Source organism: Microbacterium sp. SL75 (assembly GCF_026625865.1).
In the GTDB taxonomy this organism is placed as follows: domain Bacteria; phylum Actinomycetota; class Actinomycetes; order Actinomycetales; family Microbacteriaceae; genus Microbacterium.
In genome coordinates, this window is the sequence record NZ_CP113067.1 from 2324910 (window position 1) to 2343103 (window position 18194).

The 18194-nt window shown below is 70.8% G+C and carries 15 protein-coding genes; 13 read left to right on the plus strand and 2 right to left on the minus strand.

Annotated features, from left to right (window positions below; genetic code table 11):
* Nucleotides 1-33 precede the first annotated feature (33 nt).
* The 4 genes from nusA (at nt 34) to rbfA (ending at nt 4854) form a co-directional block, all read left to right on the plus strand.
* Nucleotides 34-1023 carry a transcription termination factor NusA gene (nusA, locus tag OVA17_RS10875; protein ID WP_267786572.1) on the plus strand — a complete coding sequence of 330 codons (990 nt, stop codon included), beginning with the start codon at nt 34-36 and terminating at the stop codon, nt 1021-1023.
* Nucleotides 1024-1057: 34 nt separating this feature from the next.
* A complete protein-coding gene (locus OVA17_RS10880; protein WP_210071930.1) occupies nt 1058-1309 on the plus strand; it encodes a YlxR family protein in 252 nt (83 codons plus the stop codon).
* A gap of 93 nt (nt 1310-1402) precedes the next feature.
* Nucleotides 1403-4210 (plus strand): translation initiation factor IF-2, encoded by a 2808-nt coding sequence (gene infB, locus OVA17_RS10885; RefSeq protein WP_267786573.1) that lies wholly within the window; start codon nt 1403-1405, stop codon nt 4208-4210.
* A 170-nt stretch (nt 4211-4380) separates the two neighbouring features.
* A complete protein-coding gene (rbfA, locus tag OVA17_RS10890; protein ID WP_267786574.1) occupies nt 4381-4854 on the plus strand; it encodes a 30S ribosome-binding factor RbfA in 474 nt (157 codons plus the stop codon).
* 172 nt (nt 4855-5026) lie between these two features.
* On the opposite strand, the gene OVA17_RS10895 is transcribed toward rbfA, so the two are convergent.
* Nucleotides 5027-5905, minus strand: a complete 879-nt coding sequence (locus OVA17_RS10895; RefSeq protein WP_267786575.1) for an A/G-specific adenine glycosylase — start codon at nt 5903-5905, stop codon at nt 5027-5029.
* A gap of 186 nt (nt 5906-6091) precedes the next feature.
* On the opposite strand from OVA17_RS10895, the gene OVA17_RS10900 reads away from it, so the two are divergent.
* The 5 genes from OVA17_RS10900 to OVA17_RS10920 are packed head-to-tail and all read left to right on the plus strand — an operon-like array spanning nt 6092 to nt 9229.
* Nucleotides 6092-6568, plus strand: coding sequence for a hypothetical protein (locus OVA17_RS10900; protein WP_267786576.1), 477 nt, complete (start codon nt 6092-6094; stop codon nt 6566-6568).
* Nucleotides 6568-7452, plus strand: a complete 885-nt coding sequence (gene truB / locus OVA17_RS10905) for a tRNA pseudouridine(55) synthase TruB (protein ID WP_267786588.1) — start codon at nt 6568-6570, stop codon at nt 7450-7452. Before OVA17_RS10900 ends, truB begins: the two co-directional genes overlap by 1 nt.
* Nucleotides 7449-7817, plus strand: coding sequence for a hypothetical protein (locus tag OVA17_RS10910; protein ID WP_210071924.1), 369 nt, complete (start codon nt 7449-7451; stop codon nt 7815-7817). The genes truB and OVA17_RS10910 overlap by 4 nt, the downstream gene beginning before the upstream one ends.
* 51 nt (nt 7818-7868) lie before the next feature.
* Entirely contained in the window at nt 7869-8288 is a 420-nt protein-coding gene (locus OVA17_RS10915) for a hypothetical protein (protein ID WP_210071923.1), read from the plus strand.
* Complete coding sequence (locus OVA17_RS10920) at nt 8285-9229, plus strand: bifunctional riboflavin kinase/FAD synthetase (RefSeq protein ID WP_210071922.1); 945 nt, start codon at nt 8285-8287, stop codon at nt 9227-9229. Before OVA17_RS10915 ends, OVA17_RS10920 begins: the two co-directional genes overlap by 4 nt.
* Before the next feature lie 100 nt (nt 9230-9329).
* Here the strand turns inward: OVA17_RS10920 and OVA17_RS10925 are convergent, their stop codons facing one another.
* On the minus strand, nt 9330-10697 hold the full coding sequence (locus OVA17_RS10925; RefSeq protein ID WP_267786589.1) for an MFS transporter: 1368 nt from the start codon (nt 10695-10697) through the stop codon (nt 9330-9332).
* Between the two features lie 119 nt (nt 10698-10816).
* On the opposite strand from OVA17_RS10925, the gene OVA17_RS10930 reads away from it, so the two are divergent.
* From OVA17_RS10930 to OVA17_RS10945, 4 genes are all read left to right on the plus strand, one after another.
* The gene (locus tag OVA17_RS10930; RefSeq protein ID WP_267786590.1) at nt 10817-13207 is read left to right on the plus strand and encodes a heavy metal translocating P-type ATPase; all 2391 of its coding nucleotides are present in this window, start codon (nt 10817-10819) and stop codon (nt 13205-13207) included.
* 267 nt (nt 13208-13474) lie between these two features.
* The gene (locus OVA17_RS10935; protein WP_210071919.1) at nt 13475-15634 is read left to right on the plus strand and encodes a DEAD/DEAH box helicase; all 2160 of its coding nucleotides are present in this window, start codon (nt 13475-13477) and stop codon (nt 15632-15634) included.
* 88 nt (nt 15635-15722) lie between these two features.
* A complete protein-coding gene (locus tag OVA17_RS10940) occupies nt 15723-16787 on the plus strand; it encodes a hypothetical protein (protein WP_267786592.1) in 1065 nt (354 codons plus the stop codon).
* Nucleotides 16788-16925: 138 nt separating this feature from the next.
* Entirely contained in the window at nt 16926-17954 is a 1029-nt protein-coding gene (locus OVA17_RS10945) for a 6-phosphofructokinase (RefSeq protein WP_141375580.1), read from the plus strand.
* Nucleotides 17955-18194 lie beyond the last annotated feature (240 nt).

Consider the following 18194-nt stretch of genomic DNA (forward strand, 5'->3'; position numbering starts at 1 on the left):
GCGTCGACGAGAGCTGAATAACGGAGGGCCCTTGTGGACATCGATCTCGCACTTCTGAAGACGATCGAACGCGAGAAGGAGATCCCCTTCGATGAACTCGCGCGCATCATCGAGCAGGCGATCCTGACCGCCTACGCCAAGCACATCTCGCCCAGCGGCGAGATCCCGACGGGCGCTCGTGCCTCCCTCGATCGCAAGACCGGTCACGTGGGCATCTTCACGCCCGTGACCGACGACGAGGGGGCCGTCATCGGCGAAGAGGAGCAGGCTCCCGACGACTTCGGTCGCATCGCGGCCTTCGCCGCCAAGCAGGTCATCAGCCAGCGTCTGCGCGACATCGCCGACGACGCCGTGCTGGGGGAGTTCAAGGGCAAAGAGGGCGACATCGTCGCCGGTGTCGTCCAGCAGGGTCCCAACCCGCGCATGGTGCACGTCGACCTCGGCACCGTCGAGGCCATCCTCCCGCCCGAAGAGCAGGTGCCCGGCGAGACCTACGCGCACGGCTCGCGACTGCGCGTCTACGTCACGAGCGTCTCCAAGGGCAACAAGGGTCCGCAGATCACCGTCTCGCGCACGCACCCGGGCCTGGTCCGAAAGCTCTTCGCCCTCGAGGTCCCCGAGATCGCCGCGGGCCTGGTCGAGATCGTCTCGCTCGCTCGCGAAGCCGGCCACCGTTCGAAGATTGCCGTGCAGGCGACCGACCCGACGGTCAACGCCAAGGGTGCCTGCATCGGCGAACTCGGCCGTCGCGTGCGCGCCGTGACCGAGGAGCTCTCGGGCGAGAAGATCGACATTATCGACTACGACGCCGAGCTTCCGCGCTTCGTCGCGAACGCGCTGTCGCCGGCCAAGGTCACCTCGTCCTTCGTCCTGGATGCCACGACCAAGGCCGTGCGCGCCCTCGTGCCGGACTACCAGCTGTCGCTGGCGATCGGCAAGGAGGGCCAGAACGCCCGCCTGGCCGCGAAGCTCACCGGCGCCAAGATCGACATCCAGCCCGACAGCATCCTCGAAGACAACTGAGGGTCCGATCGTCCCCACGATCACGAGGTGTAGAGTGGAACCCGTACGAACGTGCGTCGGATGCCGCGCACGCGCCCCCCGATCCTCGCTTCTGCGAGTGGTCACCGACGGATCGGTCCTCGTCGCAGACGAAAGAGCGGTCCTTCCGGGTCGGGGAGCGTGGGTGCACGAGACGGACGCATGCGTGAGAAAAGCTCTTACGCGTCGCGCCTTCGTACGAGCATTGCGTGTGTCAGGCCCGCTTGACACGCAGACCTTCGAATCACACCTCCAGCGAAAAGGCTGAACGGCTATGGACACGAAGTGAACGGCTCGAAATGAGACCCGTCCGCAACTAGCGGTCTGCCCTGTCCGGGGTAGGCCCTCAGACAGGAGAATTGTGGCAAAACCACGCGTGCACGAGATCGCTTCCGAGCTCGGCGTCGACAGCAAGGTCGCGCTTGCGAAGCTGAAGGAGCTCGGCGAATTCGTCAAGAGCCCCTCTTCCACCATCGAGCCCCCGGTGGCCCGTAAGCTCCGCGCCGCCCTCGCGGCCGAGGGCTCTTCGGCGCCGGCCGCCGGTGGATCGCCCGCCGCGCCCGCGGCGCGCCCCGGCGCCCGTCCGGGCCCCGCGCGTCCTGCGGCGACCCCCGGTGCCCGTCCCTCGGGCCCGACCCCCGGCCCCGCCAAGCCCGCGGCCCCCGCCGCTCCCGCGGCGAGCCCGGTCCCCGAGACCGCTGCCCCCGAGAAGGCCGCTCCCGCAGCGGCCGAGGCCCCGGCAGCCAAGCCCGCCGCTTCGGCGTCGACGTCCGGTGCGCCGACCCCCGGTGCCGCCGCCCCCGGCGCCGGTGCCCCCAAGCCCGGCCCGAGCGCGCCCCCGCGTCCGGGTGGAGCGCGTCCGGGCAACAACCCCTTCGCCTCCTCGCAGGGCATGGGCCAGCGTCCCGCGGGCCCCCGTCCGGGGAACAACCCCTTCGCTTCGGCGCAGGGCATGGGCCAGCGCCCGACCCCCGGCAACATCCCGCGTCCCCAGGCTCCGCGTCCCGGCGCCCCGCGTCCCGGAGCCCCGCGCCCCGGCGGTGCCGGTCGTCCCGGTGGCGGCGGTCGTCCCGGTGCTCCGTTCCAGCAGCGTCCCGGCGGTCCCGGTCGTCCCGGCGGCGCCGGTGGCGGTTTCCAGCGCCCCGGTGGCGGTGCTCCGGCCGGTGGTTTCGCCGGTCGTCCCGGTGGTGGCGGCGGCCGTGGCCGCGGTCCCGGCGGTGGTACCGCGGGTGCCTTCGGTAAGGGTGGCGGCAAGTCCAAGCAGCGTAAGTCGCGTCGGGCGAAGCGGCAGGAATTCGAGATGCGGTCGGCGCCGGTCGTCGGCGGCGTCAACGTCTCGAAGGGCAACGGCGAGATCATCCGCCTGCGCCGCGGCGCATCCATCGCCGACTTCGCGGACAAGCTCGAGGCCCTGCGCGGCTACACCGTCCAGCCCGGCACGCTCGTGACCATCCTGTTCAACCTGGGCGAGATGGCCACCGCGACCGAGTCGCTCGACGAGGCCACCTTCGAGGTGCTCGGTGCCGAGCTCGGCTACAAGATCCAGATGGTCTCGCCCGAGGACGAAGACAAGGAGCTCCTCGAGGGCTTCGGTCTCGACCTCGATGCCGAGCTTGAGGCCGAGAGCGAGGACGATCTCGAGATCCGTCCTCCCGTGGTCACCGTCATGGGTCACGTCGACCACGGTAAGACGAGGCTCCTCGACGCCATCCGCCAGACCAACGTGGTCGCGGGCGAGGCCGGTGGCATCACGCAGCACATCGGTGCGTACCAGATCTGGACCGAGCACGAGGGCATCGAGCGCGCGATCACCTTCATCGACACCCCGGGTCACGAGGCGTTCACCGCCATGCGTGCTCGAGGAGCGCAGGTGACCGACATCGCGATCCTCGTGGTCGCGGCCGACGACGGCATCATGCCCCAGACGGTCGAGGCGTTGAACCACGCCCAGGCGGCGAACGTGCCGATCGTGGTCGCGGTCAACAAGGTCGACAAGCCCGACGCCAACCCGGCCAAGGTCCGCCAGCAGCTCACCGAGTACGGCCTGGTCGCCGAGGAGTACGGCGGAGACGTCATGTTCGTCGACGTCTCGGCTCGGCAGAACCTCAACATCCAGGCCCTCCTGGATGCGGTCCTGCTCACCGCCGACGCCGGTCTCGACCTGACGGCCAACCCGAACAAGGCGGCCCGCGGTGTCGCCATCGAAGCGAAGCTCGACAAGGGTCGCGGTTCGGTCGCCACGGTGCTCATCCAGTCCGGAACCCTCCGCGTCGGCGACGCGATCGTCGCGGGAACGGCTTACGGCCGTGTCCGCGCGATGATGGACGAGAACGGCGAAGCGGTCGAAGAGGCCTACCCGTCGCGTCCCGTCTCGGTGCAGGGTCTGAACTCCGTGCCCCGCGCCGGCGACGTGTTCATCGTCACCGAGGAAGACCGCACCGCGCGTCAGATCGCCGAGAAGCGTGAAGCCGCCGAGCGCAACGCCCAGCTGGCCAAGGCCCGCAAGCGCATCTCGCTCGAGGACTTCACCCGTGCTCTCGAAGAGGGCAAGGTCGAGTCGCTCAACCTCATCATCAAGGGTGACGTGTCGGGTGCCGTCGAGGCGCTCGAGGAATCGCTGCTCAAGATCGAGGTCGACGACAGCGTCCAGCTGCGCATCATCCACCGCGGTGTGGGTGCGATCACCGAGTCGGACATCAACCTGGCCACGATCGACAACGCGATCGTGATCGGCTTCAACGTCCGTCCCGACACGAAGGCCCGCGAGCGTGCCGCCCGCGAGGGTGTCGACGTGCGGTTCTACTCGGTCATCTACAACGCGATCGACGACGTCGAGCAGTCGCTCAAGGGCCTGCTCAAGCCGGAGTTCGAAGAGGTGCAGTCGGGTGTCGCCGAGATCCGCGAGGTGTTCCGCTCCTCGAAGTTCGGCAACATCGCCGGTGTCATCGTGCGATCGGGAACGATCACGCGCAACGCCAAGGCCCGCGTCATCCGCGATGGTGTCGTGCTGGCGGACGGCCTGGCGATCGAGTCGCTGCGTCGCTTCAAGGACGACGTCACCGAGGTGCGTACGGACTTCGAGGCCGGTATCGGTCTGGGCAAGTTCAACGACATCCAGATCGGTGACGAGATCGAGACCACCGAAATGGTCGAGAAGCCGCGAGGCTGATCACACACCGGAGGTCGTAGCCACCGGCTACGGCCTCCGGTTTCGTGGGTCTGCGGGAGCAGAGCGGGGCCCTACCCCGATGCTCCCGCAGACCCACGAAACCTCCGTCCTTCGCCTATGCTTCGGCATCTGGCGTGTGACGTCTGGCTTAGTGAGAGATAGGAATTGACGTGGCAGGGGAACGACAGGCGCGAGTGGCGGACCGGATCCGCGTGGTGCTCGCCGAGCGTCTCGAGAAGGGGCTGCGCGACCCGCGGCTTGGATTCGTCACCATCACCGACGTGCGGGTCACGGGTGATCTCCAGCACGCGTCGGTGTTCTACACCGTCATGGGCGACGAGGCGCATCGCGCCGACACCGCCGCCGCGCTGAAGTCGGCGACCGGCATGCTCCGCAGCGAGGTCGGCAAGAACCTCAACACGCGGCTCACCCCGTCACTGGAGTTCATCCTCGATGGAATTCCCGAGAACGCCGACCACATCTCGGCGCTGCTGCGCGAAGCGCGTGAGCGCGACGAGTCGGTCGCGGGTCTCGCCGCCTCGGCCGCCTACGCCGGAGACGCCGATCCGTACGTCAAGCCGCGCGAAGACGAAGAGGACGACGACGACAGCGAAGACGACGTCGAAGACGCGCCTCGCGCCTGAGCTTCGAAGCACACGGCCGGACACCGCCCCGAGGGGTCGTGTCCGGCCTTCGTCGTTCCTGGGAGGGCTGTCGGTGGAGGACCGCGCCGTCCGGCGGTGGCGACGGGCTCAGTCCGCGCCGCGACGGTGTCGCCGGAGCGGCGCGTCCGGCACGGAGTGCCCCGGGGCGGATTCAGGATGCCGAGTGACCGGGCAGACGCAGGACGTCGTCGACCGCTTCGGCGAGGCCGTCGGCGATGAGCGAGTCGATGGCACGGTCGCGCTGTGCGGTGTCGGGCCAGTCGGGGAGCACCGCGAACAGCGGCACCGAGGAGGGGGCCGCATCGCGCAGCACCTTCAGCACGGCTCCGCGCGCCTGGCGGTCGCTTCCCTCGTACTTCGCCTGCCGACGGCGGCGGTCTTCGGAGGCGGGGTAGCCTGCGGCCCGCCAGGCGCACTGCGCGGCGAGCGGGCAGAGGTCGCACTTCGGCGAGCGGGCCGTGCAGACGATCGCGCCGAGCTCCATGGCGGCGGCGTTCACGATCGCCGCATCGATCATGTCGTGGGGGAGCTCGGCATCCATCCGCTCGAGATCCCGGCGGTGCGGAGGACCGGGCTGCGCCACGCCCTCGACCGCGCGGGCGAGGACGCGCCTCGTGTTCGTGTCGACGACCGGGTGGCGGTCGCCGTAGGCGAAGACCGCTACCGCGCGGGCGGTGTAATCGCCGATCCCGGTGAGGGCGAGGAGCGCGTCGACATCGCGGGGGACGACTCCGTCGTGCCGGTCGCGGATCTCGACCGCCGCCCGATGCAGCCACAGCGCGCGCCGCGGGTAGCCGAGGTTGGCCCATTGCGTCACCGCCTCGGACGGGGGAGAGGCGGCCAGGTCCGCCGGGGTCGGCCAGCGCTCCAGCCACGCTTCGAGATGCGGGATGACTCGCGTGACCGGGGTCTGCTGCAGCATGAACTCGCTGACCAGCGTGCCCCACGCGCCGAACCCCGGGCGGCGCCAGGGGAGGTCGCGCGCCGCGTCGCGGTACCACGCGATGAGCGGGGCGGCGAGATCTGGCATCCCTCCAGCCTACGGTCGCAGAACCCGGTCCTTCGGCACGCGTAAACGCCCTCCGCGCCCGTAAACGCGAGCAGAGCGTGTTTCTGTGCGCGGGTCGCGTTTCTGCCTGGTTCGGGACGGCGCGGCGCAGCCGTTGCGGGGCGGAGAGCGCGGTCGAGTGTCGGTGGTCGACCGTAGGCTGGAGGCATGCCCAGCAAGAACCCCGTCGAGACCCTTCAGCGCAGCTTGCGCGACCTCATGCGGCAGAACAACCGCGCGGGCCGCGTCGTGGTGGCCATCGAGGGGCTGGATGCCGAGGCGGCGCGCGCTTTCGCCGAGGGTTTCGCGTCCGCGGTGGCCGAGGATGGCACGGCCGTGCACCGGGCGAGCGTCTCCGACGAGGCAGCCGACGTGCGCGACGGCGTCGTGGCGCCCTTCCGCGCGGGCGAGGGCGACGCAGTGCTCGTGGTCGACGGCGTGTTCCTCCAGACCCCGGCGCGGCGGGGACTGTGGAACTGGTCGGTGTGGCTCGAGTCCAACCCGCCCGTCGGACAGCCGCGCCCCGAGCTGCCCGACGCGCAGAAACAGTACGTCCACACCGCGCGGCCGCGCGTCGCCGCCTCGGTCATCGTCGAGAACTCCGACCCCTCGCACCCGGTCCAGGTGTTCGGAGACTTCTGCTGATGGTCCGCCCCGGCATCCTCCTGGTCGACAAACCCGGGGGCATCACCAGCCATGACGTCGTGTCGCGGGCCCGCCGGGCGCTCGGCACCCGCAAGATCGGCCATGCCGGCACGCTCGACCCGATGGCGACCGGACTTCTCGTCCTCGGCGTCGAGGGGGCGACACGTCTGCTCACGTACATCGTCGGCGCCGACAAGACGTACGAGGCGACGATCCTCCTGGGGGTCGAGACCGACAGCGACGACGCCGACGGGACCGAGACCGCCCGTGCGGACGCCTCCGCCGTGACCGAGGCGCAGATCCTCGAGGGTATCGCCGAGCTGACGGGCGAGATCGACCAGGTGCCGAGCACGGTGTCGGCCATCAAGGTCGACGGGCGCCGCGCCTACGACCTCGCCCGCGCGGGCGAGGAGGTCGAGCTGAAGGCTCGGCGCGTCACCGTCTCGCGCTTCCATGTGCGCGAGACCCGTCGGGGCGACACGACGATCGAGCTCGACGTCGTCGTCGACTGCACGAGCGGTACGTACATCCGGGCCCTGGCCCGCGACCTGGGTCGCTCGCTGGGCGTGGGAGGGCATCTGACGGCCCTTCGGCGCACCCGTATCGGTGCCTTCGACGTCGCCGGCGCGGCATCCGTCGACGACATCGCCGAAGACGCCCTGGTCGAGCCGGCCACCGCGGCCGCCGTCGTCGTGGGCGCCCTCGCGGTGGGGGCGGACGAAGCGCGCGATCTGCGTCACGGCAAACGCATCGACGGGGGAGGTCGCTTGACGGGCGCCCTCGCCGCCGCGATCGACCCCGACGGTCGCCTCGTCGGCATCGTCGAGAAGCGGGGGACGCACCTCAAGAGCGCCATGAACATGCCCGAGGAGGCCGCCCGATGATCCTGTGGTTCACGCTCGTGCAGGTGGGGATCGCGGTCCTGGCGGGCCTCGTCGCGATCACGGCGGGGCTCGTCGGACGCCGCCCCGGAGACGTCACGGTCGGATCCCTCGCGCTCATCGAACTGCTGCTCATCGTGCAGATCGTGGTGGCGATCATCTCGCCGTTCGCCGGCAACCCCCCGTCGGGGAGCCTGCTCGAGTTCTGGACCTATCTCGTCTCGGCCGCCCTCGTGCCGGTCGCGGGAGCCGCGTGGGCGCTTATCGAACGCAGCCGCTGGAGCACCGTCATCATGGGCGTCGCGGCCCTCGCCGTGGCCGTCATGGTCTGGCGCATGCACATCATCTGGACCGTACAGCTGGCCTGACGCGGGCCGCACCGCTCGCCGCGGCCGCGGGCGAACTAGAATCGACAGGTCATGGCATCCACCACTCCCACCCGCTCTCGGGGGATGACCGGCATCGGCCGTGTCCTCGTCGTCGTCTACGGCATCATGGCGCTCGCCGCCACCGGCCGCTCCTTCGTGCAGATCGTTCGCGAGTTCGACGACGCCCCGCTCGCGTACTCGCTGTCGGCCCTCGCCGCGGTCGTGTACATCCTCGCCACCCTCGCGCTCGTCTTCTCGGCGAGACCGACCTGGTACCGCATCGCGTGGATCGCCATCGGTTTCGAGCTGGTGGGTGTCCTCGTCGTGGGAACCCTGAGTCTCGTGCTCCCCGAGCTGTTCCAGCACCCGACGGTGTGGTCGGTCTACGGATACGGATACCTGTTCATCCCCCTCGTGCTGCCCTTCCTCGGACTGTGGTGGCTCGTGCGTCACCGTCGGGCGACCCGGTGATCGTGTTCCGCGAGCCCGCGGAGGTGCCGAAGAACTTCGGTCCCTCGGTGGTGGCGATCGGCAAGTTCGACGGCGTCCACGCCGGGCACCGCGCCGTGATCGACCGGGCGCGCATCGACGCGTCCGACGGAGCGCGCGTGGTCGCGGTGACCTTCGACCGCAACCCGTTGAGCGTGCTGCGCCCCGAGAAATGTCCGCCCGATGTGATCGGACCGCACCAGAAGCTCGAGCTGCTCGAGCGGGCCGGGGTGGATGCCACCCTGTTGCTGACCTTCGACGAAGAGCTGGCGGCCATCCCCGCCCACGACTTCGCGCTGCGGGTGCTCGTGGAGGCGCTGCAGGCGCGAACGGTGCTCGTGGGCCGTGACTTCCGTTTCGGCGCCGGGGGAGAGGGCGACCCCGACCTGCTGACGCGTATGGGCGCCGAGCACGGGTTCCGCGTCGACGTGGTGGAGGATGTGCGCGCGGTGCACGCCGATCGGCGGGTGTCGTCCACCTGGATACGCGAGGCGCTGTCGGTCGGCGACGTCGCCACGGCTGCGCGCCTGCTCGGTCGTGCGCCCTCGGTGTGGGGCGAAGTCGTGCACGGACTCAAGCGCGGCCGCGAGCTCGGCTACCCCACCGCGAACCTCTCGCCCGAACTCGAGGGCTTCGTCCCCGCTGACGGTGTCTACGCCGGCTGGCTCGTGGACGTCGACGGCGCGCGGCGCATCAGCTACCCGGCCGCGATCAGCGTCGGCACCAATCCCACGTTCGACGACGTGCACGCCCGCCAGGTCGAGGCGTACGTGATCGATGAGACCGGCCTCGACCTGTACGGCCATCATGTCGAGGTGCGTTTCGTCGAGCGGGTGCGCGAGATGACGGCCTTCGACGGCATCGACGCCCTCCTGGTGCAGATGGCCGACGACGTGGAGCGGGCGCGGGCCATTCTGCGCTGAGCGCGGAGAGGGCGCGGTTTCGCGGCGTCGTCCGTGGCCTCGGGGCCGCTCGGGCACCGCTACACCGCTCCGGGTTGCGCGTGACGCCCGGGTCCGTCGCTCAGTCCTGCCGGGGCAACCGATTCCGGATGCCGAGGAACGACGCCGCAGCCCCGAGCATCATCAGCGCCGCGGTGAAGACGGCAGCGCGGTGGAAGCCGTCGAGATCGAGCGAGCCGCCCACGACCGCCGACACCGCGGCGATCGCGAGGAGTCCCGCGACGCGCGAGACGGCGTTGTTGACGGCCGAGGCGATGCCCGATCGTTCGGTGTCGATCGCGCCGAGCACGGCCGCCGTGAGGGGGGACACCGTGGCGGTCAGGCCCAGGCCCCACACGATCACTCCGGGCAGCACCTGCGTCACGTAGGCGAAGTCGCCGCCGACGTTCAGCAGCAGGAGGGCGCCCACGGCCATCACGATCGGGCCGAGCGTCATGAACAGGCGCGGTCCGAAACGCCCCGCGAGCGCGCCCATCCGTGAGCTGAGCAGGATCATCAGCACCGTGCTCGGCAGCGATGCGAGTCCCGCGAGGGTGGCCGGCAGCCCCGCGCCCTGCTGCAGGTACACGCTCAGGACGAAGCCGTTGAGCGACAGGGCTGCGTAGACGAAGACGGTGGTGAGATTTCCCGCCCAGAAGTTGCGCGAGCGGAACAGGTCGAGCGGCATCATCGGGTCGCGCGCCGTGCGTTGGCGCACCAGGAAACCCGCGAACGACAGGGTGCCGATGACCCCGGGCACCCAGATCACCGGCGAGGCCCACCCGAGGTTCGGCTGTTCGATGAGGGCGAAGACGATGCCGCCGAGTCCCAGGGCGCACAGCACGGCCCCGAGGATGTCGACGCGCGCGCCGGGACGACGGTGGTCGCGGTGCCCGAGGCGGGCGAGCAACCACAGGGTCACCGCGATGGGCAGGACGTTCACGAGGAACACCAGGCGCCACGAGAGCGTGTCGACGAAGATGCCGCCGATGAGAGGGCCGGCGAGCATGGCGACGGTGGTCGCGCCGGTCCAGATGCCGATCGCGCGGGCCTGCGCGGGTCCGCGGAACGTCGAGGTGATCAGGGCCAGCGAGCTCGGGACCAGGAGCGCGCCGGCGATGCCCTGCAGCGCTCGGGCGACGATGAGGAACTCGGCCGTGGGGGCTGCGGCGATCGCGAGAGAGGTGATGCCAAAGCCGATGAGGCCGATCCGCAGCACCACGACGCGCCCCAGCACATCGCTCAGCGAACCCGCAACGAGGATGAATGCCCCGAGGGTCACGAGATAGGCGTCCACGACCCACTGCTGCGTCGACAGGCCGCCGCCGAGTTCGCCCGCGATCGCGGGGAGAGCGACGTTGACCACGGTCCCGTCGAGGAACGACACGAACGACGCCAGAACGGCGACCGCCAGGACGACCCGCTGCTCGCGTGTCATCGTGTCGGCCATGACTCCAGCGTAGGGTCGCGTGGGCCGGCGCGGGCGGGTGGGCGGCCCGGATGGGATCCGGCCCCGGGAATACCCCCAGGGGGTATCGTGTTGAGAACGGAGTGACCGGAGGAGGAGCCATGGCCGAGAGCACCGAAGCACCGACCGCGGAGGCCGTGCTCGATATCGAAGGCATGACCTGCGCCAGCTGCGTCGCCCGCGTCGAGAAGAAGCTCGGCCGCGTCGAGGGCGTCGAGGCCGCGGTGAACCTGGCGACCGAGACCGCGCGGGTGCGCTACCCCGCCGACCTCGACCCCGCTGCCCTCGTCGACGCCGTCCGCTCCGCCGGATACGACGCCACCGTCCGTCCGCGCCCCGCCTCTCGGCCGGTGGCGGGTGTGGCGGCATCCGCCCCTCTGCCGACCCCAACGGGCGAGCGAGCGGATGCCGGCACCTCGGCGCCCGATTCCGTCGCCGTTCCCGCGCCCGGCGGCGAGATCGACGCGGCGACCGGCCACGCGCTCGGCACGGCGGCGGACCACCCCGGCCACGTCCACGACACCGGCGACGCGCCCGGCTCCACCCCGTTGCGCGTCCGTCTGTGGGTCTCGCTCGCCCTCGCCGTGCCGGTGGTCGCCCTCGGGATGATCCCGGCGTGGCAGTTCCCGGGCTGGCAATGGGTCTCGCTCGTTCTCACGACACCGATCGTGCTGTGGGGCGGCTGGCCGTTCCATCGTGCGACGCTGCGCAACGCGCGCCACGGCGCGGCGACCATGGACACCCTCATCACCCTGGGCACCTTCGCCGCCTACCTGTGGAGCGTGTGGGCACTCGTCTTCGGAACGGCCGGGCGGATCGGCATCCGACATGAGGTCATGCTCTTCGGCCCGGTGCACGACGCGACCTCCGTCGTCTACTTCGAGGTCGCGGCCGCGGTGACGGTGTTCCTCCTGCTCGGGCGCGTCATCGAGCAACGCTCCACGCGGCGGGCCGGCGCGGCGCTGCGCGCCCTGCTCGACCTCGGCGCTCGCGAGGCGGAACTCGCCGATGGGCGACGCATCGACATCGACCGGCTCTCGGTGGGCGATGCCTTCGTCGTGCGGCCGGGCGCCACGGTCGCCACCGATGGGGAGGTGCTCGAAGGGCGTGCCTCGATCGATGAGAGCATGCTGACCGGAGAAGCGCTGCCCGTCGACGTCGGCCCCGGGGACACCGTCACCGGCGGCACCATCGCCTCGGGCGGGCGACTGGTCGTCCGCGCGACGGGAGTGGGGGAGCAGACCCGCCTGGCCCGTATCGCCCGCCTCGTCGAAGACGCCCAGCTCGGCAAGAGTCGCGTGCAGCGGCTCGCCGACCGCATCTCCGGCGTCTTCGTGCCCGTCGTCATCGCGCTGGCCGCCCTGACCCTGGTGGCGTGGCTCGTCGCCGGGCAGCCCGTGGCCGCCGGCTTCACCGCGGCCGTCGCGGTGCTCATCATCGCCTGCCCCTGCGCCCTGGGACTTGCGACCCCGATCGCGATCCTCGTCGGCACCGGTCGCGGAGCGCAGCTCGGCATCCTCGTGACCGGACCCGCGGCGCTCGAGTCCGCGGAGCGCATCGACACGATCGTGCTCGACAAGACGGGCACTCTCACCTCGGGCCGGATGAGCGTCGCGCGCGTCACGACCGCCGATGCTCAGGATGCCGCCAACGCCCTGCGGCGCGTCGCCGTCGTCGAACGCGGGTCGGAGCACCCCATCGCCCACGCGATCGTCGCCGCCGCGGGCGAGGGGCCGGTCGCCACCGACCTCGAGGCCCTGCCCGGTCGTGGGGTCACCGCGACCGTGGACGGCGTACGGGTGTTCGCCGGTCGTCCGGCGCTCGCCGCGGACCTCGGCGCGCAGCTGCCCGCGGCGCTCGCCGACGCCGTCGAGGCGGGGGAGCGGCGCGGCACCGTCGTGGTGGCCGGGTGGGCCGGTCCCGACGGTGCCCCGCACGCCCGAGTCGTCATCGAGGTGGCCGACACGGTCCGCCCCGAGAGCGCCCGAGCGGTCGCGCAGTTGAAGGCCATGGGCCTGGAGCCGGTGCTCCTCACCGGCGACAACGAGCACGTCGCCCGTGCCGTCGCCGATGCACTGGGCATCGAACGCGTACGCGCGGGGGTCCTGCCCGAAGGGAAGGTCGACGAGATCACGGCCCTGCGCGCCCAGGGACGCACCGTCGCGATGGTCGGCGACGGAGTCAACGACGCCGCGGCGCTGGCATCCGCCGATCTGGGTATCGCGATGGGCGGAGGGGCGGATGCCGCGCTGCACGCGAGCGACGTGGCTCTCATGCGCGACGACCCGCGGGGCATCGTCACCGCCCTCGCCCTCAGCCGGCGCACGATGCGGATCATCCGCGGCAACCTCTTCTGGGCGTTCGCGTACAACGTCGCCGCGCTGCCGCTCGCCGCGCTGGGCCTGTTGAACCCGATGCTGGCCGGGGCCGCGATGGCCTTCTCGAGCGTGTTCGTCGTGCTGAACAGCCTGAGGCTGCGCCGCGCGGCGTGAGACCCGGCGAGGTGCGGAGGATTCTCACTCAGCGTCCTGGGCGGCGACGAATTCCTCCGCCTCACGCGGAAAGCGGCTTCCGGTCGCTAGAATGATCTCGACCCCGATCTCCGCTGTCCTCGCGAGCCGTTTCGGCGTAGACGCGTTGCGGGTCGCCGACACCGCTTCTTCGGCGGCGGTTCGAGCGACGAATCCCCGGGGTCACTGATCCACCGGCATTCGCCGGACGCTCCGGATTGTCATCCGGACGACACGCTCAGGAGGAGCATGCCGACTACGGCAACCGCGTCCCGAGGCTCGAGCCAACGACGCAGGAAGACCACGTCATCCCGACGCGACGACGAAGCACCCGTCATCCCGATCCTCGCCCGCAAGGTGCGCGAGATCGAGGCGAAGGCGCAGCGCGGAAAGCTCGGGCCCACCAACCGCGTCAAGTTCCAGGTGATCGCCTTCCTCGTCCGCGAGGAGCGCGCCCGGGTCAAGGCCGACACCGAGATCACCGACGCCGCACGCGCCGAGCTGCTCAAGCGCCTCGACGGGGTCGCGACGATCCTCGCGAAGACCGCCGCCCGCGACACCTCGCTGATCCAGCTGCTCGAGGTCGACCAGGCCACCTCGCCGGTCGCCCGTCGTATGCGCCGCGACTGGCTGCTCGAATCCGGTGCCGAGCTGCCGCCCGACGAGCTCATCATCACCGACAACACGCCGAAGGTCGCCCCAGTCGTTCCCGCGGCGCTCGCCGAGAAGCAGGTCATCCCCGCCTCGATCGAGGCGCGCCAGATGGCGAACCCCTTCCTTGCACCCGACCTCACTCCCCGCTCGACCGGTGACGCCCCCCGTCGTCGCCTCGACGGCTGGGAACTCATGGGACCGCTGTACAAGGCGTTCGAGACCGGCGCCGGCGGGTCGGCCGCGAGCATGGAGCTGCCGCCCGTCCCCGAGTTCGACCGTCTCTCGCCGCGCGGGCTCGAGGTCATGCCGCACCAGTCGCGGTTCCTCGAGGCCGTCCGCACCGGCCACCGCTCGTTCCTGCTGGCCGATGAGCCGGGCCTCGGCAAGACCGCGGAGTCGGTGCTCGCGGCATCCGTCGCCGACGCGTACCCGCTGCTGGTCGTCGTGCCCAACGTCGTGAAGATGAACTGGGCCCGCGAGGTGCAGCGATGGACGCCCCAGCGGCGCGCCACCGTCATCTCGGGCGGCGGCGCCGACATCGACGCCTTCGCCGACATCTTCATCGTCAACTACGAGATCCTCGACCGACACCTCTCATGGCTGTCGTCGATCGGGCTGAAGGGCATCGTCGTCGACGAGGCGCACTTCATCAAGAACCTCACGTCGCAGCGCTCGCAGAACGTGCTGGCCCTGGCATCCCGTGTCCGTCAGCAGACCCGCGACCCGCTCCTGCTGGCGCTGACCGGTACCCCGCTGATCAACGACGTCGAGGACTTCGACGCGATCTGGCGCTTCCTCGGCTGGACCAACGGCGAGAAGCCCGGCCCCGAGCTCATGGAGAAGCTGGATGCCACGGGTCTGACGCCCGCGGACAAGGCGTTCTACCCCGAGGCGCGCGAGGCGGTCATCTCGATGGGCATCGTGCGGCGCAAGAAGAAGGATGTCGCCGCCGACCTCCCCGACAAGCTCGTGGCCGACCTGCCGGTCGAGCTCGACGACGAGTTCGGCCGCTCGATCCGCCAGGCCGAGCGCGAACTCGGCGCCCGTCTCGCGGCGAAGTACCGCCGCATCATCGAGGCGCGCGGCGACCGGGGCTCCGCCGCCGGCGAGATCGACGAGGACATCGTGCGTCTCGTCGCCCACGGCGAGCTCGAGGAATCCAAGGCCGCAGGCTCGGGGAGCGAGAACGTCTTCACGATGGTCCGCCGCATCGGTCAGGCCAAGGCGCACCTCGCCGCCGACTACGCCGTGCAACTGCAGCGCTCCGTCGGCAAGGTCGTCTTCTTCGCCAAGCACATCGACGTGATGGATGCCGCGGAGGCCCACTTCAAGGCCTCCGGCCTCAAGGCCGTATCGGTGCGCGGGGAGCAGACCTCGACCGCGCGCCAGGCCGCGATCGACGCCTTCAACGGCGACCCCGACGTCGGCATCGCGGTGTGTTCGCTGACGGCCGCCGGTGTCGGCCTGAACATGCAGGCCGCGTCCAACGTCGTGCTCGCCGAGCTGTCGTGGACCGCCGCCGAGCAGACCCAGGCGATCGACCGCGTGCACCGTATCGGTCAGGAGGAGCCCGTGACCGCGTGGCGCATCATCGCCGCGCACACGATCGACACCAAGATCGCCGAGCTCATCGACTCGAAGGAAGGCCTCGCGGCCCGCGCCCTCGACGGCCAGGCGATCGAGCCCGGCTCGAGCGATTCGGTTCAGCTGTCGGCGCTCATGCATCTGCTGCGTCAGGCGCTCGGCGCGGCCTGATCCGGTTCTCCCTCGAACGCCCCGGTCGCTTCGGCGTCGGGGCGTTCGTGCGTGGCCGGTGCGACGGCCGGCAACTAACGTCGGGGACATGACCCTGGACCCCTCCGCGCTGCTGGCCGGACCCCGAGGACGACGGCTGTGCCTCGAAGTGCTTCTCGCCCAGGGGGACGGTCCGGCGGTGCAGAGGGCCGCGTGGGCGGTGTCGTGGGCCGCGCGACCGTTCGACGAGCACCGAGGCACCGTCATCGCCTTCGGGGGCGATGCGATCTCCTTCGTCGAGCCCGAGGTGAGCCCCGCCGAGGCCGCCGTCGCGCTCGGCGCGGTGCGACCGCACATCCACCCGGCCGTGCTCGATACCGCCTTGGCGGCGGCGGTCGACCTCGCCGCCTACTGGCAGCCGCCGTCGGGAGAGGACGTCCTGGTGTCGACGGAGGAGGTCCTCGCCGCGCTCGAGCCCGTGGCCGAGTCGGTCAGCCGTGACCCGTCGATCAGCTGGTGGACGGAGCCGGTCGCGCGCGCTGCCCAGGCCTGTGTCTTCTGGGAATCGGAGAGGTCGTCCGAGGAACCTCTGCGCGCCCGGCTCTCGCGGTGGCGCGCTTCGATGGAGGCCGAAGAGACGCAGTTCGCGACGGAGTACGCCGGGCAGGACGTCTCCGGGGTGTGGTGGTCGACACCGCCGCAGGATCTTCCTCGCTCGACCCGTGCGCGCCGTGGGGGAGAGCCCCTCGGACTGACTCTCGTCGAGGACTCGTTCGGCTGGGAGACGGCCCGCGTCCAGCCCGTGCGGGTTCCCGAGGGGGAGGTCATCGAGATCGACGGCCCCGAGGCATGGGCGCGACTATGCCGTCGGCATCCGCTGGTCGTCACCGCCTCCCGCCGCTACGTCTGGGGGATGACCACGGGCCGTGTGGGCGACTGGGTGCAGCCGGACTGGGCGGCCGTCGCGGACGAAGCCGTCGGCGTCCACCTGACGGTCGCCGGATACCTGACCACCGCGGGACGCGTCGTCGACCTCGGAGACGGCGGCGCGAGTCTGCTCGCGGGGTGGGGCCCCGATGAGACGTTCTGGTTCGACACGGTCGTCCCCTCCCGCTCGGAGGAGACGTGGTCGGTCGATCGCGGCGCGAGTGATGGGCGGTGGCGGCGGGCGTAGGAGCGGCCTGCGGGGTCGGCCGAGGGACCACCGCCCGTCCGTCACCGTGTGGCAGCAGTCCCGCCCGCGGCGATAGGGTCGAAGACGGCAACGGCGCCGACCCCTTCACCCGAACCACAGCACCAGAGGACTCTGCCCATGAAGATCGGCATCCTGACCAGCGGCGGCGACTGCCCCGGGCTGAACGCGGTCATCCGTGGCGTCGTGCTCAAGGGCACGACGAACTACGACATCGAGTTCGTCGGCATCCGCGACGGCTGGCGCGGCGTGGTCGACGGCGACTTCTTCCCGCTCACGCGTCATGAGGTGAAGGGCCTGTCCAAGGTCGGCGGCACCATCCTCGGCACGAGCCGCACCAACCCCTACGAGGGGGCACGCGGCGGCGCCGAGAACATCTCCAAGACCATGTACGGGCACCGGCTCGACGGCATCCTGGCCATCGGCGGCGAAGGCACGCTGGCCGCGGCCGACCGTCTGTCGAAGGACGGCATCAACGTGCTCGGCGTCCCCAAGACGATCGACAACGACCTCCGCGCCACCGACTACTCGTTCGGTTTCGACACGGCCGTCAACATCGCAACGGATGCCATGGACCGCCTCCGAACGACCGGTGACTCGCACCAGCGCTGCATGGTGGCCGAGGTCATGGGCCGTCACGTCGGCTGGATCGCCCTGCACGCGGGTATCGCCGCGGGTGCCCACGTGATCTGCATCCCCGAGGTGCCGATGTCGATCGACGAGATCGTCGAGCAGGTCACCCGCGCGCACGACCGCGGTCGCGCGCCCCTGGTCGTCGTGTCGGAGGGCTTCAAGCTCACGGGCATGGACGAGGCCTTCAGCGACAAGGGCCTCGATGCCTTCAACCGTCCCCGCCTGGGCGGCATCGGCGAGCTGCTCGCGCCCGAGATCGAGCGCCTCACCGGCATCGAGACCCGTTCCACCGTGCTCGGACACATCCAGCGCGGCGGTTCGCCCTCGGGCTTCGACCGCGTCCTCGCCACGCGCCTGGGTCTGCACGCCGCCGACGCTCTCCACGAAGGCGCGTGGGGCCAGATGGTGGCGATGCGCGGCACCGACATCGTGCGCGTCCCCTTCGCCGACGCCCTCGGCGAGCTCAACAGCGTGCCCCTGTACCGCTACGAAGAGGCCGCGGCCCTCTTCGGCTGAGCTTCGGTGCGTCGACGCCCCGTCCCGCCTCGTGCGGGGCGGGGCGTCGCGCTGTGGGTGGGGTGTTGCGCTGTGGGGTCGGGCGGTCGGGGTGCCTCGTCCGGATTGTCACGAGAACAGGGCGGTGCGCCCGGAACAGGGGAATCGGGGCGGTTTTCTCCTGTTCTCGTGGCATCCCCTGTTCTGGTGACGTGGAAGGGCCGCGGTATCGATTCGGTGGGCGGGTCGGCCTGACGTATG

Bases quoted from the DNA above. Each gene is read 5' to 3' on its own strand.
- OVA17_RS10895 (WP_267786575.1), bottom strand. From the start codon at position 5,905: ATGCCAGATCTCGCCGCCCCGCTCATCGCGTGGTACCGCGACGCGGCG.
- OVA17_RS10900 (WP_267786576.1), top strand. From the start codon at position 6,092: ATGCCCAGCAAGAACCCCGTCGAGACCCTTCAGCGCAGCTTGCGCGAC.
- truB (WP_267786588.1), top strand. From the start codon at position 6,568: ATGGTCCGCCCCGGCATCCTCCTGGTCGACAAACCCGGGGGCATCACC.
- OVA17_RS10910 (WP_210071924.1), top strand. From the start codon at position 7,449: ATGATCCTGTGGTTCACGCTCGTGCAGGTGGGGATCGCGGTCCTGGCG.
- OVA17_RS10915 (WP_210071923.1), top strand. From the start codon at position 7,869: ATGGCATCCACCACTCCCACCCGCTCTCGGGGGATGACCGGCATCGGC.
- OVA17_RS10925 (WP_267786589.1), bottom strand. From the start codon at position 10,697: ATGGCCGACACGATGACACGCGAGCAGCGGGTCGTCCTGGCGGTCGCC.
- OVA17_RS10930 (WP_267786590.1), top strand. From the start codon at position 10,817: ATGGCCGAGAGCACCGAAGCACCGACCGCGGAGGCCGTGCTCGATATC.
- OVA17_RS10935 (WP_210071919.1), top strand. From the start codon at position 13,475: ATGCCGACTACGGCAACCGCGTCCCGAGGCTCGAGCCAACGACGCAGG.
- OVA17_RS10940 (WP_267786592.1), top strand. From the start codon at position 15,723: ATGACCCTGGACCCCTCCGCGCTGCTGGCCGGACCCCGAGGACGACGG.
- OVA17_RS10945 (WP_141375580.1), top strand. From the start codon at position 16,926: ATGAAGATCGGCATCCTGACCAGCGGCGGCGACTGCCCCGGGCTGAAC.